Origin of the sequence: Pseudomonas sp. LRF_L74, from assembly GCF_965644255.1 — a bacterium.
GTDB lineage: Bacteria > Pseudomonadota > Gammaproteobacteria > Pseudomonadales > Pseudomonadaceae > Aquipseudomonas.
Genome location: NZ_CBFFRH010000001.1, coordinates 590,407 through 611,737 on the forward strand (window position 1 = coordinate 590,407; position 21,331 = coordinate 611,737).

General features: G+C 59.4%; 20 protein-coding genes and 1 pseudogene. 16 read left to right on the top strand and 5 right to left on the bottom strand.

Going from position 1 to position 21,331, the window contains the following annotated elements; translation table 11 throughout:
- Position 1 precedes the first annotated feature (1 nt).
- A complete protein-coding gene (locus ACSZPK_RS02795; RefSeq protein WP_437879862.1) occupies positions 2-934 on the top strand; it encodes a phosphatidate cytidylyltransferase in 933 nt (310 codons plus the stop codon).
- 68 nt (positions 935-1,002) lie between these two features.
- Here the strand turns inward: ACSZPK_RS02795 and gyrB are convergent, their stop codons facing one another.
- From gyrB to dnaA, 4 genes and pseudogenes are all read right to left on the bottom strand, one after another.
- Positions 1,003-3,423 (bottom strand): DNA topoisomerase (ATP-hydrolyzing) subunit B, encoded by a 2,421-nt coding sequence (gene gyrB, locus ACSZPK_RS02800; RefSeq protein ID WP_437879863.1) that lies wholly within the window; start codon positions 3,421-3,423, stop codon positions 1,003-1,005.
- A gap of 4 nt (positions 3,424-3,427) precedes the next feature.
- Positions 3,428-4,529, bottom strand: a pseudogene (gene recF / locus ACSZPK_RS02805) (DNA replication/repair protein RecF).
- Between the two features lie 7 nt (positions 4,530-4,536).
- Positions 4,537-5,640, bottom strand: coding sequence for a DNA polymerase III subunit beta (gene dnaN, locus ACSZPK_RS02810; RefSeq protein ID WP_437879864.1), 1,104 nt, complete (start codon positions 5,638-5,640; stop codon positions 4,537-4,539).
- A 28-nt stretch (positions 5,641-5,668) separates the two neighbouring features.
- Positions 5,669-7,126, bottom strand: a complete 1,458-nt coding sequence (dnaA, locus tag ACSZPK_RS02815) for a chromosomal replication initiator protein DnaA (protein ID WP_437879865.1) — start codon at positions 7,124-7,126, stop codon at positions 5,669-5,671.
- A 514-nt stretch (positions 7,127-7,640) separates the two neighbouring features.
- On the opposite strand from dnaA, the gene rpmH reads away from it, so the two are divergent.
- The 5 genes from rpmH (at position 7,641) to mnmE (ending at position 11,598) form a co-directional block, all read left to right on the top strand.
- Positions 7,641-7,775, top strand: coding sequence for a 50S ribosomal protein L34 (gene rpmH / locus ACSZPK_RS02820; RefSeq protein ID WP_003290924.1), 135 nt, complete (start codon positions 7,641-7,643; stop codon positions 7,773-7,775).
- Between the two features lie 15 nt (positions 7,776-7,790).
- Positions 7,791-8,192 carry a ribonuclease P protein component gene (gene rnpA / locus ACSZPK_RS02825; protein WP_437879866.1) on the top strand — a complete coding sequence of 134 codons (402 nt, stop codon included), beginning with the start codon at positions 7,791-7,793 and terminating at the stop codon, positions 8,190-8,192.
- Entirely contained in the window at positions 8,185-8,421 is a 237-nt protein-coding gene (yidD, locus tag ACSZPK_RS02830; RefSeq protein WP_437879867.1) for a membrane protein insertion efficiency factor YidD, read from the top strand. Before rnpA ends, yidD begins: the two co-directional genes overlap by 8 nt.
- Positions 8,422-8,424: 3 nt before the next feature.
- Positions 8,425-10,164: a membrane protein insertase YidC gene (yidC, locus tag ACSZPK_RS02835; protein WP_437879868.1), complete on the top strand. Its 1,740-nt coding sequence runs from the start codon at positions 8,425-8,427 to the stop codon at positions 10,162-10,164.
- 66 nt (positions 10,165-10,230) lie between these two features.
- Positions 10,231-11,598, top strand: coding sequence for a tRNA uridine-5-carboxymethylaminomethyl(34) synthesis GTPase MnmE (gene mnmE / locus ACSZPK_RS02840; RefSeq protein ID WP_437879869.1), 1,368 nt, complete (start codon positions 10,231-10,233; stop codon positions 11,596-11,598).
- 6 nt (positions 11,599-11,604) lie between these two features.
- On the opposite strand, the gene ACSZPK_RS02845 is transcribed toward mnmE, so the two are convergent.
- Positions 11,605-12,789: an MFS transporter gene (locus tag ACSZPK_RS02845; protein WP_437879870.1), complete on the bottom strand. Its 1,185-nt coding sequence runs from the start codon at positions 12,787-12,789 to the stop codon at positions 11,605-11,607.
- A gap of 113 nt (positions 12,790-12,902) precedes the next feature.
- On the opposite strand from ACSZPK_RS02845, the gene ACSZPK_RS02850 reads away from it, so the two are divergent.
- From ACSZPK_RS02850 to ACSZPK_RS02895, 10 genes are all read left to right on the top strand, one after another.
- Positions 12,903-13,796, top strand: coding sequence for a LysR family transcriptional regulator (locus ACSZPK_RS02850; RefSeq protein ID WP_437879871.1), 894 nt, complete (start codon positions 12,903-12,905; stop codon positions 13,794-13,796).
- A gap of 429 nt (positions 13,797-14,225) precedes the next feature.
- Positions 14,226-16,118 (top strand): tRNA uridine-5-carboxymethylaminomethyl(34) synthesis enzyme MnmG, encoded by a 1,893-nt coding sequence (gene mnmG, locus ACSZPK_RS02855; protein WP_437879872.1) that lies wholly within the window; start codon positions 14,226-14,228, stop codon positions 16,116-16,118.
- Complete coding sequence (gene rsmG / locus ACSZPK_RS02860; RefSeq protein ID WP_437879873.1) at positions 16,118-16,765, top strand: 16S rRNA (guanine(527)-N(7))-methyltransferase RsmG; 648 nt, start codon at positions 16,118-16,120, stop codon at positions 16,763-16,765. The genes mnmG and rsmG overlap by 1 nt, the downstream gene beginning before the upstream one ends.
- 15 nt (positions 16,766-16,780) lie before the next feature.
- The gene (locus ACSZPK_RS02865) at positions 16,781-17,569 is read left to right on the top strand and encodes a ParA family protein (protein WP_437879874.1); all 789 of its coding nucleotides are present in this window, start codon (positions 16,781-16,783) and stop codon (positions 17,567-17,569) included.
- Between the two features lie 8 nt (positions 17,570-17,577).
- Entirely contained in the window at positions 17,578-18,450 is an 873-nt protein-coding gene (locus ACSZPK_RS02870) for a ParB/RepB/Spo0J family partition protein (RefSeq protein WP_437879875.1), read from the top strand.
- 166 nt (positions 18,451-18,616) lie between these two features.
- Positions 18,617-19,024, top strand: coding sequence for a F0F1 ATP synthase subunit I (locus ACSZPK_RS02875; RefSeq protein WP_437879876.1), 408 nt, complete (start codon positions 18,617-18,619; stop codon positions 19,022-19,024).
- Between the two features lie 16 nt (positions 19,025-19,040).
- Positions 19,041-19,910, top strand: a complete 870-nt coding sequence (gene atpB, locus ACSZPK_RS02880; RefSeq protein ID WP_437879877.1) for a F0F1 ATP synthase subunit A — start codon at positions 19,041-19,043, stop codon at positions 19,908-19,910.
- 86 nt (positions 19,911-19,996) lie between these two features.
- Positions 19,997-20,254, top strand: coding sequence for a F0F1 ATP synthase subunit C (gene atpE, locus ACSZPK_RS02885; RefSeq protein WP_003097235.1), 258 nt, complete (start codon positions 19,997-19,999; stop codon positions 20,252-20,254).
- A gap of 53 nt (positions 20,255-20,307) precedes the next feature.
- Positions 20,308-20,778 carry a F0F1 ATP synthase subunit B gene (locus ACSZPK_RS02890; protein ID WP_437879878.1) on the top strand — a complete coding sequence of 157 codons (471 nt, stop codon included), beginning with the start codon at positions 20,308-20,310 and terminating at the stop codon, positions 20,776-20,778.
- A gap of 12 nt (positions 20,779-20,790) precedes the next feature.
- Positions 20,791-21,327 carry a F0F1 ATP synthase subunit delta gene (locus tag ACSZPK_RS02895; protein WP_437879879.1) on the top strand — a complete coding sequence of 179 codons (537 nt, stop codon included), beginning with the start codon at positions 20,791-20,793 and terminating at the stop codon, positions 21,325-21,327.
- Positions 21,328-21,331 lie beyond the last annotated feature (4 nt).

Genomic DNA, 21,331 nt, shown 5'->3' on the forward strand with positions numbered 1-21,331 from the left:
CATGGATCGTAGTACCTTGATGCTGTTCGCCGGTATCGGCGGTATTCTGCTGCTGGCCTCGATCATCGGCTTCATTCTCAAATTGCGCTCCGGCGGCCAGCCGAATGCAGTCATCGACAATCTCAACGCACGCATCAATGCCTGGTGGGTGATGGTGCTGGTGATCGGCATCGCCTTCCTGTTCGGCAAGATTGGCGTGGTCATCCTGTTCTACGGTGTGTCCTTCTACGCCCTGCGTGAATTCCTCACCCTGATGCCGACCCGGCGCAGCGACTATCCAGCGTTGATTGCCGCGTTCTACTTTGCCCTGCCGATGCAGTACCTATTGATCGGCATCGACTGGTACGGACTCTTCACCATCTTCATCCCGGTCTACCTGTTCCTGCTGATGCCGATCCTGGCGTCCCTAGGTGGTGACACTACGCGCTTCCTCGAACGCACCTCGAAAGTCCAATGGGGCCTGATGATCGCGGTGTACTGCATCTCCTCGGTACCCGCACTGCTGACCCTACAGATCGAAGGTTATGAAAATCGCAACCTGCTGCTGATCGCCTGGCTGGTGATCGTGGTGCAGCTTTCCGACGTCCTGCAGTACGTCTGCGGCAAGCTGTTCGGCAAGCGCAAGATCGCCCCGCGTCTATCGCCCTCCAAGACTGCGGAAGGCTTCTTCGGCGGCGTAGCCCTGGCGACCCTGATCGGTGCAGCGCTGTGCTGGATCACCCCGTTCACCTTTTGGCAGGCCGCTCTGATGGCGTTGCTGGTCAACCTGCTTGGCTTCGCCGGCGGCCTGGTGATGTCGGCTATCAAACGCGACCGTGGCGTGAAGGACTGGGGCCACATGATCGAAGGCCACGGCGGCATGCTCGACCGCCTGGATTCGGTATGTTTCGCCGCGCCGGTGTTCTTCCACCTGGTACGGTATTGGTGGACATGATCGCAACCGTCTGAAAATAAAGAAAAAGCCCCGCATGAGCGGGGCTTTTTATGGCACTGGGGGATGAATTAGAAGTCTAGGTTCGACACTGCCAGAGCGTTACTCTCGATGAAGTCGCGGCGTGGTTCGACCGCATCCCCCATCAGGGTGTTGAAGATCTGGTCCGCCGCGATGGCATCTTCGATGGTGACCTTGAGCATGCGACGCACAGTCGGGTCCATGGTGGTTTCCCACAGCTGGTCCGGGTTCATCTCACCCAACCCCTTATAGCGCTGGATAGTGTGACGCTTGGTGCTTTCTGTCATCAGCCAGGTCAGTGCTTCCTTGAAGGTCAGGACTGGCTTCTTGCGCTCGCCACGCTGAACGTAGGCGTTTTCTTCCAGCAAGCTGTTGAGCTGATCACCCAGGCCAGTCACCGTACGGTAATCGTTGCTGGCGAAGAAGTCGCGGTTGAAGGTGATGTAGTTGGACAGGCCATGGGCACTGACCTCTACTTCAGGCAGCCACAGGTGACGCTCACGGTCTTCGCGCAGGCTGGCGGTATAGGTCTGGCCGGACTTCTCGGCAGCCTTCAGGCGCGCTTGCAGGCTATCGAGCCAGCCTTGCATGGCCGCCTGATCGGCCAGTTGCTCGACCGATACGCGTGGCAGATAGACGAAGTGCTCGGTTATATCCTGCGGGTAGACACGGGACAGACGTCCCAGCGTCTTCATAACACCACGGTACTCGTTGACCAGTTTCTCCAGAGCGGCACCAGACAAACCGGGAGCGCTCTCGTTGACATGCAGGCTGGCGTCTTCCAGGGCCGACTGGGTCATGTACTCGTCCATGGCGTCGTCGTCCTTGATGTACTGCTCCTGCTTGCCCTTCTTGACCTTGTACAGCGGTGGCTGGGCGATATAGATGTAGCCGCGCTCGATCAGCTCCGGCAATTGACGGAAGAAGAAGGTCAGCAGCAGGGTACGGATGTGCGAACCGTCGACGTCAGCATCGGTCATGATGATGATGTTGTGGTAACGCAGCTTGTCGATGTTGTATTCCTCGCGGCCGATACCACAGCCGAGCGCAGTGATCAGAGTGCCGACCTCCTGGGAGGAGAGCATCTTGTCGAAACGCGCTTTTTCAACGTTGAGGATCTTGCCCTTGAGCGGCAGGATCGCCTGGGTCCTGCGGTTACGCCCCTGCTTGGCAGAGCCGCCCGCGGAGTCCCCTTCCACGATATACAGTTCGGAAAGGGCAGGGTCCTTCTCCTGGCAGTCAGCCAGCTTGCCTGGCAGGCCAGCGATATCCAGCGCACCTTTACGACGGGTCATCTCCCGCGCCTTGCGCGCTGCTTCGCGAGCACGGGCGGCGTCGATCATCTTGCCAACCACGGCCTTGGCTTCGTTCGGGTTCTCCAGCAAGAAGTCGGCGAAATATTTGCCCATCTCCTGCTCGACCGCCGTCTTGACCTCGGAGGAAACCAGCTTGTCCTTGGTCTGCGAGCTGAATTTCGGATCCGGCACCTTGACCGAAATGATCGCGGTCAGGCCTTCACGGGCATCATCGCCGGTGGTGGCGACCTTGAACTTCTTCGCCAGGCCTTCGGCCTCGATGTAGTTGTTCAGATGACGGGTCAGGGCAGAGCGGAAGCCGGCCAAGTGGGTACCGCCGTCACGCTGCGGGATATTGTTGGTGAAGCAGAGGATGTTCTCGTTGAAGCTGTCGTTCCACTGCAGCGCCACCTCGACACCCACGCCATCGTCTTCACGCTGGATATTGAAGTGGAATACCTGGTTGACCACGGTCTTGTTGGTGTTCAAGTAGTCAACGAAGGCTTTCAGTCCCCCCTCGTACTTGAACAGCTCTTCCTTGCCGGAGCGTTCATCCTTCAGCATGATGCCCACGCCTGAGTTGAGGAAGGACAGTTCACGCAGGCGCTTGGCCAGAATATCCCAGCTGAAATGGATATTCTGGAAGGTTTCGGAAGACGGTTTGAAATGGATCTGGGTGCCAGTCCCTTCGCTATCGCCAACGGGAGCCAGGGGCGCCTGAGGCACGCCGTGGACATAGGTCTGCTCCCAGATCTTGCCGCTGCGGCGAATGGTCAGAATCAGTTCCTTGGACAGCGCATTCACGACAGAGACACCCACTCCGTGCAGGCCGCCGGACACCTTGTAGCTGTTGTCGTCGAACTTACCGCCAGCGTGCAGCACGGTCATGATGACCTCGGCTGCCGAAACGCCCTCCTCCTTGTGGATGTCGACTGGGATGCCACGACCGTTGTCGCGCACGGTAATCGACTCATCAGGATGGATGGTAATGCTGATGTCGCTGCAATAGCCTGCAAGGGCTTCGTCAATCGAGTTATCGACCACCTCGAAGACCATGTGGTGCAGCCCGCTGCCATCGTCGGTGTCGCCGATATACATACCAGGCCGCTTGCGTACGGCATCCAGGCCCTTTAGAACCTTGATACTGTTGGAGTCGTACGTTTGGTTATCGCTCATGCCTTCACTCCCGATGGTCGTGTCTGGGTGATACAACCATGTTCCACGTGGAACACAGCGACTGGCGTTTCCGTGCGCCAGCCATCATTCAATAATTCGTCGTCGACACAGGTGATAAACACCTGACACTGCAAGTCTTCCAGCAGCCGGCAAAGTGCCTGTCGATGTTGCTCATCCAACTCGGATGGCAGGTCGTCCACCAGATAAATGCACTGGCCATGTTTCGCCTGGTTCAACAGATGCCCCTGAGCGATACGCAACGCACAGACGACCAGCTTCTGTTGGCCACGGGACAGAATCTCCGCGGCATTATTCGCCCCCAGGCGCATACGTAAATCCGCACGCTGGGGACCCGCCTGGGTATGACCAAGCTGTTGATCACGAATAAGGGATGCAGCAAGCACTTCTTCGAGTGGCTTGTCTTTGTCCCAGCCTCTTGAGTAACTCAGCGTAAGCCCTTCAAGCTCTACGAGCTCCGCCAGCACTTTTTCGAACACAGGTTTGAGTGCCTGTATGTAAGCACGGCGATAGCTGTCGATTTCATCGCTGGCAAGACACAATTCTCGATCCCATGCCGCCTGCGCAGCACTGTCCAGTGTACCACGGCGCAGCCACGAGTTTCGCTGCCTGAGCGCCTTCTGCAAGCGTTGCCAGGCGGGCATGAAGCGAGGTTCCACGTGGAACACTCCCCAGTCGAGGAACTGTCGACGTATCTTCGGTGCGCCTTCGAGCAAGCGAAAGCTATCCGGGTTGATCACCTGGAGCGGCAATATTTCAGCAAGCTGCGCTGTACTACGCGCGTTCTGTCCGTCGATACGAATCTGCAGTTCACCCTGCCGGTCGCGGGAGATACCAAGATTGCTCACGCGCTCATCAGGCATCTGCACCTGGCCGAAAACGGTACAGATCGGTTGTTCGTACTGAATCATCGGCAGCAGACGATTGCTGCGAAACGAGCGCGCTAATCCAAGCAGATGGATCGCCTCCAGCAGGCTGGTTTTTCCGCTGCCGTTGGAGCCATGGAGAATATTGATACGAGAGGAGGGGGAGAGGGTCACCGGGTGCAGATTACGCACCGCGGTGACAGTAACGCGGGATAGGGACATTCAGCAGTTACAGGCGCATCGGCATGACGACATAGGAAGAATCGTCGTTACCTGCTTCCTGAACCAGTGCACTGCTGTTGGAGTCGGACAGGGTCAGGCGAACTTGCTCTGTGCTCATCACACCGAGTACATCGAGCAGATAGCTGACGTTGAAGCCGATTTCCAACGAGGCGCCGTTGTAGTCGACAGCCACTTCTTCTTCCGCTTCTTCCTGCTCCGGGTTGTTTGCCTGGATTTTCAGCAAACCACTGGCAAGTTGCAGACGGATGCCGCGGTACTTCTCATTGGAGAGAATAGAGGTACGGCTGAACGCCTCGCGCAGTGATTGACGTTCGCCGATCACCAGCTTGTCACCACCGCGCGGCAAAACACGCTCGTAGTCGGGGAACTTGCCATCGACCAGTTTGGAGGTGAAGGTGAACTCGCCGGTGGTCGCACGAATGTGATGCTGGCCCAGGACAATAGCGACTTCGCCATCCTGCTCGGTCAACAGGCGCGCCAGTTCGAGAATGCCTTTACGCGGCACAATGACCTGATGCTTTTCGTTCTGCTCGATGTTGGCTTCCATGGCGCACAGCGCCAGGCGATGACCATCGGTGGCGACTGCACGCAGCACACCCGTCTGCACTTCCAGGAGCATGCCGTTGAGGTAATAGCGCACATCTTGTTGAGCCATGGCGAAACTGGTGCGATCGATCAGGCGACGCAGCTTGCTCTGCACCAGGCTGAAGGTCAGCGAGCCCGGACCCTCTTCGACGGTCGGGAAATCGTTGGCCGGCAGCGTCGACAGGGTGAAGCGACTGCGGCCTGCCTTGACCACCAGCTTCTGTTCATCGACACGAATGTCGATCAGTGCGTCGTTCGGCAGGCTCTTGCAGATATCCATCAGCTTGCGCGCCGGTACGGTGATCTCGCCAGGTTCGGCGCTATCTTCCAGGGCTACGCGCCCGACCAGTTCGACTTCGAGGTCGGTACCGGTCAGGGACAGTTGCTGCCCCTCGACCACGAGCAGCACGTTGGAGAGAACCGGCAGGGTCTGCCGGCGTTCGACGACGCCTGCGACCAGTTGCAGGGGTTTCAACAAGGCTTCGCGTTGAATGGTGAAATGCATGGTCTAGTCCCTAGCCTCAAGGGCTGCGTTAGGTGGTCAAGGTGCGCAGCAGTTTCTTGTAATCCTCGCGGATATCCGCGTCGGACTCCCTCAGTTCCGCAATCTTACGACAGGCATGCAGAACCGTGGTGTGGTCTCGTCCGCCAAACGCGCCGCCAATTTCAGGAAGACTGTGATTGGTCAACTCCTTGGACAACGCCATGGCCACCTGGCGTGGCCTGGCGATGGAGCGGGAACGGCGTTTGGACAACAGGTCGGAAAGCTTGATCTTGTAGTAATCACCAACGGTGCGCTGGATGTTATCCACACTCACCAGCTTGTCCTGCAGGGCGAGCAAGTCTTTCAACGACTCGCGGATCAGGTCGATGGTTATCGGGTGGTTGGTGAAGTGCGAGTGAGCGATCACACGCTTCAGCGCACCTTCGAGTTCACGTACGTTGGAACGGATGCGCTGGGCGATGAAGAACGCAGCATCGTGGGGCAGGTCGACCTTGGTCTGCTCGGCCTTCTTCATCAGGATCGCCACACGGGTTTCCAGCTCGGGCGGCTCGACGGCAACGGTCAGACCCCAGCCGAAACGCGACTTCAAACGCTCTTCCAACCCGTCGATTTCCTTCGGGTAGCGGTCACTGGTAAGGATCACCTGCTGGCCACCTTCGAGGAGTGCGTTGAACGTGTGGAAAAACTCCTCCTGAGAGCGCTCCTTCTTGGCGAAGAACTGGATATCGTCGATCAGCAACGCATCCACTGAGCGGTAGAAACGCTTGAATTCATTAATTGCGTTGAGTTGCAGCGCCTTGACCATGTCCGCGACAAACCGCTCGGAATGCAGGTAGATGACCTTCGCATTGGGGTTCTTCTTCAGCAGATGGTTACCCACAGCATGCATCAAGTGAGTCTTGCCCAGGCCGACGCCACCATAAAGGAACAACGGGTTGTAACCATGCTTGAGGTTGTCGGCGACTTGCCAGGCAGCAGCACGAGCCATCTGGTTCGACTTGCCCTCGACGAAATTCTCGAACGTGAAGGTACGGTTCAGGTAACTGGTGTGCTTGAGTGCACCCTCGACCTGCACCGTACGCTCTACTGGACGGGTCGCTATCGCTGGAGCCGCCACCGGCTCCGGCAAACCCAGCTCCGCAGTGACAGCAGCTGCAGTCGGCGTAGCTTCTGGCTGACGATTGGCAACGACGGACTGAGCAGGCGGCATCACTGGCGCACGCATGGCAGCCGAACTCCGTTTGCTGCCGATGGCCATGGACAAGGAAGGAGCCATACCGCCACTGCGCTCGGTAAGCAATTCGAGCAGACGCGGCAAGTACTTTTCGTTGACCCAGTCGAGCACGAAGCGATTGGGCGCATAGACCCGCAGGTCCTCACCGCCGTCCGCCTCGACTTGAAGCGGGCGAATCCAGGTATTGAATTGCTGGGCGGGCAACTCGTCGCGAAGCAGTTCGACGCACTGCTGCCATAGTTCAATGGACACTGAAATCCCCTAAATACCGAGATGCCATGTTTGCAAGCAAAGGCGACCATTGTATCCGCGCATGGCCAGGTTATCCACACGAACCTGGTCACGGCTCTGAATAAAATCAACGATTTACCGTCTGTCCGAGAGCAGCGTGAGCCTTGTGGATAAGCATTCGAAAAGGCTGTCGAGAAATCCAGGGACAAACCTGTGATGCCAGCGCCGTGGATAACCCGTCAGTCCATGCACAGCTATTCCATAGGTCTCACACCTGAAAATCGCAATCTTTCGACAGCTTTCATATAAACGTATAATAATGATTTAAAAGGAAAAATATTACTTATCAACAAACTAGCCGGTGCATAAGGATTAATAAAAGAAACAAGCTTTTCTCAAGAAACTTTCTCTTCTTACTTCTTTGTACGCCTGCATGCTGTATGGAAATTGACCTAGAGGCGCGTATTCACTAGAATCCGCGGTCTCTTTAAACGGGGGCCATTCCGGCCGCCAGTGGATCACCCAGGTAAGCACCATGAAACGCACTTTCCAACCCAGCACTATCAAGCGCGCTCGTACCCACGGTTTCCGCGCTCGCATGGCCACCAAGAACGGTCGTCAAGTCCTGTCGCGTCGTCGCGCCAAGGGCCGTAAGCGCCTCACCGTCTGATAAACGGAATCGGTGGTGAATCGAGGCTTCGGCCGGGACAAGCGCCTGCTCACTCCCCGGCAATTCAAGGCGGTCTTCGATTCCCCCAGCGGCAAGGCTCCCGGCAAGAATGTCCTGGTCCTGGGTCGTGGCAATGATCTCGATCATCCGCGCCTTGGGCTGGTGATAGGCAAGAAAAGCGTCAAGCTTTCCGTCGAACGCAATCGCCTCAAGCGTCTGATACGGGACTCCTTTCGTCTCAATCAGGATGCTCTGGCGGGCTGGGATATTGTCGTGGTGGCACGCAAGGGCCTCGGTGATCTGGAGAACCCAGAACTGCACCAGCAATTCGGCAAACTCTGGAAACGCCTGGCCCGCCATCAGCCTGTCAACGTGACAGCGCCTGGAACCGGGGAGAACGACAATCCCCATGCGTAAACTGGCGATCCTACCCATCCAGTTCTATCGCTACGCCATCAGCCCCTTGATGGCTGCCCGTTGTCGTTTCTATCCGTCCTGTTCCTGCTACACCCAGGAAGCCATCGAACTGCATGGCGTCCTGCGCGGTGGCTGGCTCGGCATTCGCCGTCTGAGCCGCTGCCATCCCTGGAATCCCGGTGGCTATGATCCGGTTCCACCCCTTTCGCCCCCTTCGAAGACCGAGTAATCCATGGATATCCAACGCTCGATCCTGTTCGTTGCCCTGGCCGTCGTTGCCTACCTCATGGTTCTGCAGTGGAACCAGGACTACGGCCAGGCGAACCTGCCGGAACAAAAAGCGACCATCGCGGCCAACGCAGCCCCGAATCTGCCGGACGTTCCCACGGCCGCCAACAGCAATAGCCACGATGATGTGCCAAGCGCCAATGGCGAAACGCCTGTCGTACCGGAGCAAGCCAGCGCCCCGCGCGAAGGCCTGATCAAGGTCCGCACCGACGTGCTCGACCTGGCCATCGACCCTCGTGGTGGCGATGTCGTACAGCTCAACCTGTTGCAGTACCCGCGTCGCCAGGATCGTCCAGACGTGCCGTTCCAGTTGTTCGACAACGGCAGCGAGCGCACTTATCTGGCCCAGAGCGGCCTGATCGGCACCAACACGCCGGACAAGTCCGGTTCCCGTGCCCTGTGGAGCAGCGCCCAGCAGTCCTACCAACTGGTAGACGGTCAAGAGCAACTGGTGGTCGACCTGACCCACAGCGAAGGCGGTATCAACTACGTCAAGCGCTTCACCTTCAAGCGCGGACTGAATGCCCAGTGCTCGGAGAAAGAACAGTCACTGAAGAAGCCTGGCTGCATCGATCCATCGTCCTACCAGATCGGCGTCAGCTACCTGATTGACAACCAGAGCGACAAGGAATGGTCGGGTAACGTCTACGCCCAGCTCAAGCGTGACAACAGCGGCGATCCGTCCTCGACCACCGCCACCGGCGTGTCGACTTACCTGGGCGCGGCAATCTGGACCCCCGAGAAGTCCTACACCAAGGTGTCCATGAAGGACATCGACAAGGAATCGCTGAAACTCAGCGTGGACGGCGGCTGGGTCGCCTGGCTGCAGCACTACTTCGTCACCGCCTGGGTACCGGCGAAGGGCGAGCAGCACCAGATCATGACCCGCAAGGACGGCCAGGGTAACTACATCGTCGGCTTCACCGGCCCGAGCATTGCCATTGCGGCCGGTGCCAAAGCCGAAACCAGCATGACCCTGTATGCCGGTCCCAAGGCGCAGGATTACCTGGGTACCCTGTCGCCCGGCCTGGAACTGACCGTCGACTACGGTCCGCTGTGGTTCCTTTCCCAGCCGATCTTCTGGCTGCTGGAACATATCCACAGCATCCTCGGTAACTGGGGCTGGTCGATCATCATCCTGACCCTGATCATCAAGCTCGCGTTCTTCCCGCTCTCCGCCGCCAGCTACAAATCGATGGCGCGCATGCGTGCCGTCGCGCCGAAGCTCGCTTCGTTGAAAGAGAAGTTCGGTGACGATCGCCAGAAGATGTCCCAGGCGATGATGGAGCTGTACAAGAAAGAGAAGATCAATCCGCTGGGCGGCTGCCTGCCGATCCTGGTGCAGATGCCGGTGTTCCTGGCCCTGTACTGGACCCTGCTGGAAAGCGTCGAGATGCGCCAGGCGCCGTGGATGTTCTGGATCACCGACCTGTCGATCAAGGACCCGTTCTTCATCCTGCCGATCATCATGGGCGCCACCATGTTCATCCAGCAGCGCCTGAACCCCGCGCCACCGGATCCGATGCAGGCCAAGGTGATGAAGCTGATGCCGATCGTCTTCACCTTCTTCTTCCTGTGGTTCCCGGCCGGCCTGGTCCTGTACTGGGTGGTCAACAACTGCCTGTCCATTGCCCAGCAGTGGTACATTACCCGCCAGATCGAGGCGAGTACCAAGACAGCCTGATCGCCACATACGCTGTAATCAAGACGCCCCCTCGTGGGGCGTTTTGCTATCCGTCGGGAGAACGCCATGAACCTTGCCCAGGAAACCATCGCCGCCGTTGCCACCGCCCAAGGCCGTGGTGGGGTCGGTATCGTCCGCGTCTCCGGATCACGGGCCAGGATGATCGCCATCACCCTCAGCGGTATCGAGCCGACTCCACGTCACGCCCACTACGGCGCCTGGCATGACAACGAAGGCGAGGTAATCGACGAGGGCCTGATGCTGTTCTTCCCCGGGCCGAATTCGTTCACTGGCGAAGATGTGTTGGAGTTGCAGGGCCATGGTGGCCCGGTGGTGCTCGACATGCTCCTGCAGCGCTGCCTGGAACTCGGCACTCGCCAGGCGCGCCCCGGCGAATTCAGCGAGCGGGCCTTTCTCAACGACAAGCTCGACCTGGCCCAGGCCGAAGCCATCGCCGACCTGATCGAAGCCAGCTCGGCGCAGGCGGCGCGCAATGCCGTGCGCTCGTTGCAAGGCGAATTCTCGCGCCGCGTGCACGAATTGACCGAAAAACTCATCAGCCTGCGTATCTACGTGGAGGCTGCCATCGACTTTCCCGAGGAAGAAATCGATTTTCTTGCCGACGGCCATGTACTGAATCTGCTGAACGGCGTACGCGAGCAGTTATCCACAGTCCTGCATGAAGCCGGGCAGGGCGCCTTGCTGCGTGACGGCATGACCGTGGTCATCGCCGGCCGGCCGAATGCCGGCAAGTCCAGCCTGCTCAATGCGCTGGCTGGGCGCGAAGCGGCGATCGTCACCGAGATCGCCGGCACCACCCGCGACGTATTGCGCGAACATATCCACATCGATGGCATGCCGTTGCACGTGGTGGATACAGCCGGCCTGCGCGACACCGACGATACCGTCGAGCGCATCGGTGTCGAACGTGCGCTAAAGGCTATCGGCGAAGCGGACCGGGTGCTGCTGGTGGTCGACTCGACTTCACCCGAAGCCAGCGATCCCTTCGCCCTGTGGCCGGAATTCCTCGATACTCGACCAGATCCGGCCAAGGTCACCCTGATCCGCAACAAGGCCGACCTGTCCGGCGAAGCGCCGTCCCTGAAGTTATCCACAGACGGTCTGGCGACCTTGAGTCTCTCGGCCAAATCCAGCGACGGCCTGGACCTACTGCGTGAGCATCTGAAAGCCTGCATGGGCTTCGAACAAACCGCCGAAAGCGGTTTCAGCGCCCGCCGTCGACACCTGGAAGCGCTGCGCCAGGCCGATGGCCATTTGCAGCACGGCCACGCCCAATTGACCCTGGCAGGAGCCGGCGAACTGCTCGCCGAAGACCTGCGCCAAGCCCAGCAGGCACTGGGCGAGATCACCGGGGCCTTCAGCTCGGACGATCTGCTCGGGCGAATTTTTTCCAGCTTCTGCATCGGCAAGTGAACCGCGTCAGGCAAAACCATGACGCCTGGCAGCGCCGACCACCAGAAACGTAGCGCCCAGCAGTACGAGCAGAACCGGTGAGAAAGCCGTTACCCCCATGCGTTCGAGCAACACGCCGCCGAGGATGCCGCCACCGGCTATCGCTGCGTTCCACGCCGTCACCAGCATCGACTGTGCGACGTCTGCGGCCTGCCCTGCGGATTTGGCCAAGGCAGTCTGGAAAAGGGTAGGGGCACCGCCAAAGGCCAGTCCCCATATGCCGACAGCGCCATAGACCGCTACCGGAATTCCGCTGCCGGCAGCAAGCGCTGCAACGGCTAAGCCGAACAGCAACGTGCAGGCCAGCGTCATCAGCCGCAAGTGGTGATCGATCAGTACGCCAACGATCCAGATTCCCAGCAGCGAAGCAGCGCCGAATACCAGCAACACCAAGTCAGTGCGCTCGACCATGCCCGCACTCGCCAGGAAAGGCGCGATGTAGGTATAGAGAATGTTGTGGGCAAGGACGAAGGCCAGCACCACGAACAATACGGAGCGCACGCCTGGCAGACGGAACACGTCGCCGAGCTGCAATTTCCTGCCCTTGGGCTGGCCCGGGAAATCCGGCAACCGCCAGCGCACCCAGATCATCAACGCCAAGGCCAGCACGCTCATGATGGCGAAGCAGATACGCCAGCCCAACAGTGTGCCAAGCAGCGTGCCAGCCGGAATACCGAGCGACATCGCCAGCGGCGCCCCCAACATGGCGACGGCAATCGCCCGTCCCTGTTGGTGATCGGGAACCATGCGCGCGGCGTAACCAGCCAGTAACGCCCACAGCAGGCCGGCCGAAACGCCAGCCAGTAGGCGAGCAACCAGGATCAGCACGAAACCTGTGGATAACGCTGTCACCGTGTTGGCCACCACGAACCCTGAGATGGCCATCAACAACAGCGAGCGCCGGCGCATGCCCTGGGTCACCAGGGTCAGCGGAATGGCCGCGAGTAGAGAGCCAAGCGCGTAGAAGGTTACGGCCTGTCCGACCCAGGACTCGGACACCGACAGGCTCATCGCCATCTGTGGCAGCAAACCGGCCGGCAGAGCCTCGGTGAGGATGGTGATGAATCCCCCCATGGCCAAGGCCAGCAGCGCGCCCCATGGCAGGCGTTGTTCCTGGTCCTGTTCGGCAACGGAGGAGTGGAGAGTGGTCATGGGAGATACCTTCGGCAGGGAATGGCCACAACGATAAAAAGTCATGGATTGAAGAAAAAGTGGGATAAGTTTCCGATCAGAAAGGAACTATCAGTCCGCAATAGAGGTGCAGAATGGACAGCCTGAATGGCTTCATGGTGTTCGTGCAGGTCGCGGAAACCCGCAGCTTTGTCGCTGCCGGGCGTCTGCTGGGTATCTCCGCCTCGGCTGTGGGCAAGAGCGTGGCAAGGCTGGAAGAAAAGCTTCGCGTGCGCCTTTTCCACCGCAGCACCCGTAGCGTCACGCTGACCGCCGAAGGCTCGCTGTTTCTTGAGCGCAGCCGACGCATCCTCGCGGAAATAGAAGCCGCAGAGCTGGAGCTTTCCCAGGCGTCCTGCGCGCCACGTGGTCGCTTGCGGGTCAGCCTGCCCTTGGTCAGTTCCCTGGTGCTACCCGTGCTGGGTGAGTTCATGGCCGCTTACCCGGCAATCGAACTGGACCTGGATTTCAGTGATCGCCTGGTCGACGTGATCGAGGAAGGCTTCGACGCCGTGGTGCGCACCGGCGAGCCACAGGACTCCCGCCTTTCCGCGCGTCGTCTTGGTACCTTCGAATTGATGCTGGTAGCGTCGCCCAGCTACTTGCAACACTGCGGTACACCGCAGACTCCGGCTGACCTGCTCGACCATACCTGCCTGCGCTACCGCTATCCCAACAGCGGCAAGCTGGAAACCTGGCCGCTGAATCTCCCTGTCGGCGAACCTGACCTGCAGCTCCCCACCTCGATGATCTGCAACAACATCGAGACCCGTCTGTGCTTCGCTCTGCAAGGCCGTGGTATTGCCTGCCTGCCAGAGTTCTCGGTGAACGGCGCACTGGCCGCAGGGCATCTGATTCGCGTACTGCCTGAACAGGCACGACGTACCAATGTGTTCAACATTCTCTGGCCATCGAGCAAGCATGCCTCACCGAAGGTTCGGGCACTGGTCGACTTCCTCGGTTCTCGGGTATTTCCAGCCGATACCTGAAACGAGACCTTGATCCACAGGCCAGATAAACCCTGTGGAAAACGTCCGTACAGCTACGTTCATAACCCATGGAGCAACGCGAGGAAAAACAGCCCTGTGCATAACATTCGATTCCATCCACAGGGGTTCAGCAGCTTCCTACCGTCCAACGAGCAGGAACACCACACGTTTATCATTCGCTGGAGGCTCCATTGTTACTGGCCTGGGTAACGTTATCCACAGAAACGCTGTTAACTATACATAAGAATAAAAATAAGGCTTTATAAGAATTCTTTCTCTCTATTTTCTAAAAGCCTGTATGGAATCCTGAAAGCACGTCTCGTCACCATCTGGCTATTTTTTGTCCAGAAGACTTCTTTCAACGAGCCTAACTCCCTATACTTGCCGCCCTTTCCAGATAACCCCTTTTCAACAGGCACGAGGTGCGTGGTGGATTTCCCTTCCCGTTTTGACGTGATCGTGATCGGCGGCGGCCATGCCGGTACCGAAGCAGCGCTGGCCGCTGCGCGGATGGGCGCCAGGACCCTGCTGTTGACCCATAACGTCGAAACCCTCGGCCAGATGAGCTGCAACCCGGCCATCGGCGGAATCGGCAAGAGCCATCTGGTCAAGGAAATCGACGCACTTGGCGGCGCCATGGCCATGGCCACCGATAAAGGCGGCATCCAGTTCCGTGTCCTCAACAGCCGCAAAGGCCCAGCCGTACGAGCGACACGTGCCCAAGCGGATCGCGTTCTGTACAAAGCCGCCATCCGCGAAACCCTGGAAAACCAAACCAACCTGTGGATATTCCAGCAGGCGGCGGATGACCTGATCGTCGAGCAGGATCAGGTCAAAGGTGTCGTGACCCAGATGGGCCTGCGCTTCCATGCCGACAACGTGGTGCTCACCACCGGCACATTCCTTGGCGGACTTATCCACATCGGCCTGGAAAATTATTCAGGTGGCCGCGCCGGTGACCCGCCTTCCATTGCGCTTGCTCGTCGACTGCGTGAACTGCCACTGCGCGTCGGTCGCCTGAAAACCGGCACGCCACCGCGTATCGATGGCCGTTCCGTGGATTTCTCGGTGATGACCGAACAGCCTGGCGATACGCCGATCCCGGTGATGTCGTTCCTTGGCAGCAAAGAGCTGCATCCGCGCCAGGTCAGTTGCTGGATCACCCACACCAACGCCCGCACTCACGAGATCATCGCGGCCAACCTCGACCGTTCGCCGATGTATTCCGGCGTGATCGAAGGCGTCGGCCCGCGCTATTGCCCGTCCATCGAGGACAAGATCCATCGCTTCGCCGACAAGGACAGCCATCAGGTCTTTCTCGAACCCGAGGGCCTGACCACCCACGAGCTGTACCCCAACGGCATTTCCACCTCGTTGCCGTTCGACGTGCAGTTGCAAGTAGTGCGTAGCATCCGGGGCATGGAGAACGCGCACATCGTGCGTCCCGGTTATGCCATCGAGTACGACTTCTTCGACCCCCGCGACCTGAAATACAGCCTGGAAACCAAGGTCATCGGCGGCCTGTTCTTCGCTGGCCAGATCAACGGCACCACCGGCTACGAAGAAGCCGGCGCCCAGGGCCTGCTGGCCGGTGCCAACGCGGCGCTGCGTTCGCAGGGCAAGGACAGCTGGTGCCCGCGTCGCGACGAGGCCTACATTGGCGTGATGGTCGACGACCTGATTACCTTGGGCACCCAGGAGCCGTATCGCATGTTCACCTCGCGCGCCGAATACCGGTTGGTTCTGCGCGAGGACAATGCCGACCTGCGCCTGACCGAGAAAGGCCGCAAACTCGGCCTGATCGACGACCAGCGTTGGGCCGCATTCGAGGCCAAGCGCGAAGGCATCGCTCGCGAGGAACAACGCCTGAAAAGTACCTGGGTGCGTCCCGGCACCGAACAGGGCGATGCCATCGCCGCCCGCTTCGGTACGCCGCTGGCCCATGAGTACAACCTGCTCAACCTGCTCAGCCGCCCGGAAATCGATTACCCCAGCCTGATCGAATTGACTGGAGACGGTGCTGAAGATCCGCTGGTGGCTGAACAGGTGGAGATCAAGACCAAGTACGCCGGCTACATCGACCGCCAGCAGGACGAGATCGCTCGCCTGCGCGCCAGTGAAGACACGCGCCTGCCTGAAGACCTGGACTACACCAGTATTTCCGGCCTGTCCAAGGAGATCCAGGGCAAGCTGAGCAACGCCCGTCCGCATACCCTGGGCCAGGCCTCGCGCATTCCTGGCGTGACACCGGCGGCGATTTCCCTGTTGCTGATCCATTTGAAGAAACGCGGCGCCGGTCGCAGCCTGGAGCAAAGCGCCTGATGTCAGTGGTCACTTCTCGCCATGCTGACGAACTGCGTCAGGGCGCCTTGGAACTGGGTATCGAACTCAGTGAACGCCAGCAGGAGTTGCTGCTGGCTTACCTGGCGCTGCTGATCAAGTGGAACAAGGCCTATAACCTCACGGCTGTACGCAATCCCGACGAGATGGTTTCGCGTCACCTGCTCGATAGCCTCAGTGTGGTGACTCACGTTGCCGAACATGGGGATAACTGGCTCGACGTCGGCAGCGGCGGCGGTATGCCGGGTATTCCGCTGGCGATCATGTTTCCCGAGCGACGCTTCACCTTGCTCGATTCGAATGGCAAGAAGACCCGTTTCCTGGTCCAGGTGAAGCTCGAACTGAAGCTGGCCAACCTCGAGGTTATCCACAGTCGTGTCGAGTCCTACCAGCCGGGCGAGCCGTTCACCGGCATCAGCTCGCGGGCCTTCAGCTCGCTGCAGGATTTCACCGACTGGACCCGTCACCTCGGTGACCAATCGACTCACTGGCTGGCCATGAAAGGCGTGCACCCGGACGACGAACTGCAAGCGCTGCCGGCGGACTTCAGTCTGCAGAGCTGCCATGTGCTCAAGGTTCCCGGTTGCCAAGGCCAGCGCCATCTGTTGATACTGCGTCGCTCGATTTAAGGGAGAATGTCGGCCATGGCCAAGGTATTCGCGATTGCCAACCAGAAAGGCGGAGTTGGCAAGACCACCACCTGCATCAACCTGGCTGCGTCGCTGGTCGCCACCAAGCGTCGTGTGCTGCTCATCGACCTCGACCCGCAGGGCAACGCCACCACCGGCAGCGGTGTGGATAAGTTATCCCTCGAACACTCGATCTATGACGTGCTGGTCGGCGAGAGCACCCTTGGCGAAGCCATGCAGTTTTCCGAGCACGGTGGCTACCAGCTGTTGCCGGCCAACCGCGACCTCACCGCGGCGGAAGTCGAGTTGCTGGAGATGGACATGAAGGAGGCGCGCCTGCGCGACGCCCTGGCGCCGATCCGCGAGAACTACGACTACGTACTGATCGACTGCCCACCGTCGCTGTCCATGCTGACCATCAATGCCCTGGTGGCCGCCGATGGCGTGATCATTCCCATGCAGTGCGAGTACTACGCCCTCGAAGGCCTGACCGATCTGGTCAACAGCATCCAGCGCATCGGCGCACTGCTCAACCCGAATCTGAAGATCGAAGGCCTGCTGCGCACCATGTACGACCCGCGCATCAGCCTGGCCAACGACGTTACCGCCCAGCTCAAGGAGCATTTCGGCGACAAGCTTTACGATGCCGTGATCCCGCGTAACGTACGCCTGGCCGAAGCCCCGAGCTTCGGCATGCCGGCGCTGGTCTACGACAAGCAATCCCGTGGCGCCATCGCCTACCTGGCGCTGGCCGGCGAGCTGGTACGCAGACAGCGAACCCGCGCCAAACCCGCAACTGCATAAGGAATCCCATGGCCATCAAGAAACGCGGACTCGGCCGCGGGCTCGACGCCCTGCTTGGCGGAAGCAACCCGTCCACGCTGGAACAGGAAGCCGTCCAGGCCGACAGTCGTGAACTCCAGCAACTGCCCCTGGAACTGGTGCAACGTGGCAAGTACCAGCCGCGTCGCGACATGGACCCCACCGCACTCGAAGAATTGGCCAATTCGATCAAGGCCCAGGGCGTGATGCAGCCGATCGTGGTGCGCCCGATTGGTGGCGGTCGTTTCGAGATCATCGCCGGTGAACGTCGCTGGCGGGCCAGTCAACTGGCCGGCCTGGACAAGATCCCGGCCATGGTCCGCGAAGTGCCTGACGATGCCGCCATCGCCATGGCCCTGATCGAGAACATCCAGCGCGAAGACCTCAATCCCATCGAGGAAGCCATCGCCCTGCAACGCCTGCAGCAGGAGTTCGAGCTGACCCAGCAACAGGTTGCCGATGCGGTCGGCAAGTCGCGCGCGACCATCACCAACCTGCTGCGCCTGATCGCCTTGCCGGAGGAGATCAAGACCCTGCTGTCCCATGGCGATCTGGAAATGGGCCATGCCCGCGCCCTGCTCGGTCTGCCGCTGGAAAGGCAGGTCGAAGGGGCGCGACACGTTGTCGCACGCGGCCTCACCGTGCGCCAGACCGAAGCCTTGGTTCGGCAGTGGTTGAACGACAAAGGAAAAGTCGACGTACCGGTCAAGTCCGACCCGGACATCAATCGCCTCGAACAGCGCCTGGCCGAGAAACTAGGGGCTCCCGTGCAGATCAAGCACGGTCAGAAGGGCAAGGGTCAGTTGGTCATCCGTTACAACTCCCTCGACGAGCTGCAAGGCGTTTTGGCGCATATCCGCTGAAACGACCGAAACAATTGCTCATCTATGCTGCCCTGCCGGGCGGTCGGAATTCGTTAGGGCGCTGTTGAACCGGGGGGACTGCCCCCCTATACTCTGCGCGCATTTTGGCGGCACAAAACATGCCAAGTCATTGATTTTGGGCTGCCAGCGCCAGAGGACCGTTGTAATGGATAGCCGCAAGACCCATCGCTTGCCGATCCATCGTATTCCGGTCACTCCGGTATTAGTCGCGCAACTTATCGTGGCGCTGCTGCTCGCTGCTGGTGCATATGCCTGGCGCGGGCCGGTAAGTGGTTATTCGGCACTATGCGCTGGCTTGATCGCGTGGTTGCCCAACGTGTATTTCGCCCTCAAGGCGTTTCGTTTCAACGGAGCGCGGGCGGCCCAGAACATCGTCCGGTCATTTTATGCCGGCGAGGCGGGCAAACTGATTCTGACGGCAGTGCTGTTCGCGCTGACGTTCAAGGTGGTGAAGCCACTGGATGCGCCGATGTTGTTCGGCACGTTCGTGCTGACGCTGGGCGTTGGCTGGTTCGCACCGCTGTTGATGAGAACAAGACTTTCGAGACCTTAGGGCGTTTGAGGGCAACATGGCAGAACAAACCGCTTCGGGCTACATCCAGCACCACTTGCAGAACCTGACTTTCGGGAAACTGCCGAGTGGCGACTGGGGTTTCGCCCACACCGCGCAAGAAGCAAAGGAAATGGGCTTCTGGGCCTTTCACGTCGACACCCTGGGCTGGTCGGTGGTACTCGGCCTGGTCTTCGTCCTGCTGTTCCGCATGGCCGCCAAGCGCGCCACCAGCGGCCAGCCGGGCGGTCTGCAGAACTTCGTCGAAGTGCTGATCGAGTTCGTCGACAACAGCGTGAAGGACACCTTCCACGGTCGTAGCAACGTGATCGCGCCGCTGGCCCTGACCATCTTCGTCTGGATCTTCCTGATGAACCTGATGGACCTTGTGCCGGTGGACTTCCTGCCGGTCCTGGCCGCCAAGATCACGGGTAACGAGCACCTGTTCTTCCGCGTCGTGCCGACCACCGACCCGAACGCCACCCTGGGCATGGCCCTGTCGGTGTTCGCCCTGATCATCTTCTACAGCATCAAGGTAAAAGGTATCGGCGGCTTCCTCGGCGAGCTGACCCTGCACCCGTTCAGCAGCAAGAACATCGTGATGCAGATCGTGCTGATCCCGGTGAACTTCCTGCTCGAGTTCGTCACCCTGATCGCCAAGCCGATCTCCCTGGCGCTGCGACTGTTCGGCAACATGTACGCCGGCGAACTGATCTTCATCCTGATTGCCGTGATGTTCGGCAGTGGCCTGTTCCTCCTCAGTGCACTGGGCGTTGCCCTGAACTGGGCGTGGGCGGTGTTCCACATCCTGATCATCACGCTGCAGGCCTTCATCTTCATGATGCTGACCATCGTCTATCTGTCGATGGCGCACGAAGACAGTCACTAAGAGACGCCTTGGCATCTCTGAACGAAAACCGCTTTACCGCTTCACTTAACCCTTAACAAACACGACATAAAAAGTCGGGAGGAAAGATGGAAACTGTAGTTGGTCTCACCGCGATTGCCGTTGCTCTGCTGATCGGTCTGGGCGCTCTGGGCACTGCCATTGGCTTCGGTCTGCTGGGCGGCAAATTCCTGGAAGGCGCTGCTCGCCAGCCGGAAATGGTTCCGATGCTGCAGGTCAAAATGTTCATCGTCGCCGGTCTGCTGGACGCCGTGACCATGATCGGCGTGGGTATCGCTCTGTTCTTCACCTTCGCGAATCCCTTCGTTGGTCAAATCGCCGGCTAATCACTCGTTACGAGTGATTGGTTTGACGAACACACAACGAGCGAGGTGTTGGCGTGAACATTAATGCAACCCTGATTGGCCAGGCCGTTGCGTTCTTCATTTTCGTGCTGTTCTGCATGAAGTTCGTATGGCCTCCGGTCATTACGGCTCTGCGCGAACGGCAGAAGAAGATCGCTGATGGTCTGGACGCCGCCAACCGTGCGGCTCGCGATCTGGAGCTGGCCCACGAGAAAGTGGCCGAGCAACTGCGCGATGCCAAAACCCAGGCTGCTGAAATCATTGAGCAGGCCAAGAAACGCGGTACCCAGATCGTCGACGAGGCCCGTGATCAGGCTCGTGTCGAAGCTGACCGTGTGAAGGCTCAGGCTCAGGCCGAGATCGAACAGGAACTGAACAGCGTCAAAGACGCCCTGCGTGCCCAAGTGGGCGCCCTGGCCGTCGGCGGTGCCGAGAAGATCCTGGGTAGCACCATCGATCAAAACGCGCATGCGGAGCTGGTTAACAAACTGGCCGCCGAAATCTAAGCGAGGGCGATCATGGCAGAACTGACCACGCTGGCCCGACCTTACGCCAAGGCTGCTTTCGAGCACGCCCAGGCCCACCAGCAACTGGCCTCCTGGTCAGCCATGCTCGGCCTGGCTGCAGCGGTGTCGCAAAACGACACCATGCAACGCGTGCTCAAGGCCCCGCGTCTGACGAGTACAGATAAAGCCGCCACTTTCATCGAAGTGGTGGGTGACGAGTTCGATGCCCAGGCACGTAACTTCATTTCCGTGGTAGCCGAAAACGGTCGTCTCGACCTGTTGCCGGAAATCTCCGCCGAGTTCGAGCTGTACAAAGCCGAACAAGAACGGTCGGTAGACGTGGAAGTGACCAGTGCCTTCGCATTGAGTACAGAACAGCAAGACAAACTCGCCAAGGTTCTCAGCGCACGGCTCAGCCGGGAAGTGCGTCTGCACGCTACGGAAGACTCCAGCCTCATCGGCGGCGTCGTCATCCGTGCGGGCGACCTGGTTATCGATGGCTCGGTTCGCGGCAAAATCGCGAAACTGGCCGAAGCGTTGAAATCTTGAGTTT

What these genes read in the sequence shown, in the direction of transcription:
- ACSZPK_RS02795 (WP_437879862.1), top strand. Translation starts at nt 2, where the DNA reads ATGGATCGTAGTACCTTGATGCTGTTCGCCGGTATCGGCGGTATTCTG.
- gyrB (WP_437879863.1), bottom strand. Translation starts at nt 3,423, where the DNA reads ATGAGCGATAACCAAACGTACGACTCCAACAGTATCAAGGTTCTAAAG.
- dnaN (WP_437879864.1), bottom strand. Translation starts at nt 5,640, where the DNA reads ATGCATTTCACCATTCAACGCGAAGCCTTGTTGAAACCCCTGCAACTG.
- rpmH (WP_003290924.1), top strand. Translation starts at nt 7,641, where the DNA reads ATGAAACGCACTTTCCAACCCAGCACTATCAAGCGCGCTCGTACCCAC.
- yidD (WP_437879867.1), top strand. Translation starts at nt 8,185, where the DNA reads ATGCGTAAACTGGCGATCCTACCCATCCAGTTCTATCGCTACGCCATC.
- yidC (WP_437879868.1), top strand. Translation starts at nt 8,425, where the DNA reads ATGGATATCCAACGCTCGATCCTGTTCGTTGCCCTGGCCGTCGTTGCC.
- mnmE (WP_437879869.1), top strand. Translation starts at nt 10,231, where the DNA reads ATGAACCTTGCCCAGGAAACCATCGCCGCCGTTGCCACCGCCCAAGGC.
- ACSZPK_RS02845 (WP_437879870.1), bottom strand. Translation starts at nt 12,789, where the DNA reads ATGACCACTCTCCACTCCTCCGTTGCCGAACAGGACCAGGAACAACGC.
- ACSZPK_RS02850 (WP_437879871.1), top strand. Translation starts at nt 12,903, where the DNA reads ATGGACAGCCTGAATGGCTTCATGGTGTTCGTGCAGGTCGCGGAAACC.
- rsmG (WP_437879873.1), top strand. Translation starts at nt 16,118, where the DNA reads ATGTCAGTGGTCACTTCTCGCCATGCTGACGAACTGCGTCAGGGCGCC.
- ACSZPK_RS02865 (WP_437879874.1), top strand. Translation starts at nt 16,781, where the DNA reads ATGGCCAAGGTATTCGCGATTGCCAACCAGAAAGGCGGAGTTGGCAAG.
- ACSZPK_RS02870 (WP_437879875.1), top strand. Translation starts at nt 17,578, where the DNA reads ATGGCCATCAAGAAACGCGGACTCGGCCGCGGGCTCGACGCCCTGCTT.
- ACSZPK_RS02875 (WP_437879876.1), top strand. Translation starts at nt 18,617, where the DNA reads ATGGATAGCCGCAAGACCCATCGCTTGCCGATCCATCGTATTCCGGTC.
- atpB (WP_437879877.1), top strand. Translation starts at nt 19,041, where the DNA reads ATGGCAGAACAAACCGCTTCGGGCTACATCCAGCACCACTTGCAGAAC.
- atpE (WP_003097235.1), top strand. Translation starts at nt 19,997, where the DNA reads ATGGAAACTGTAGTTGGTCTCACCGCGATTGCCGTTGCTCTGCTGATC.
- ACSZPK_RS02895 (WP_437879879.1), top strand. Translation starts at nt 20,791, where the DNA reads ATGGCAGAACTGACCACGCTGGCCCGACCTTACGCCAAGGCTGCTTTC.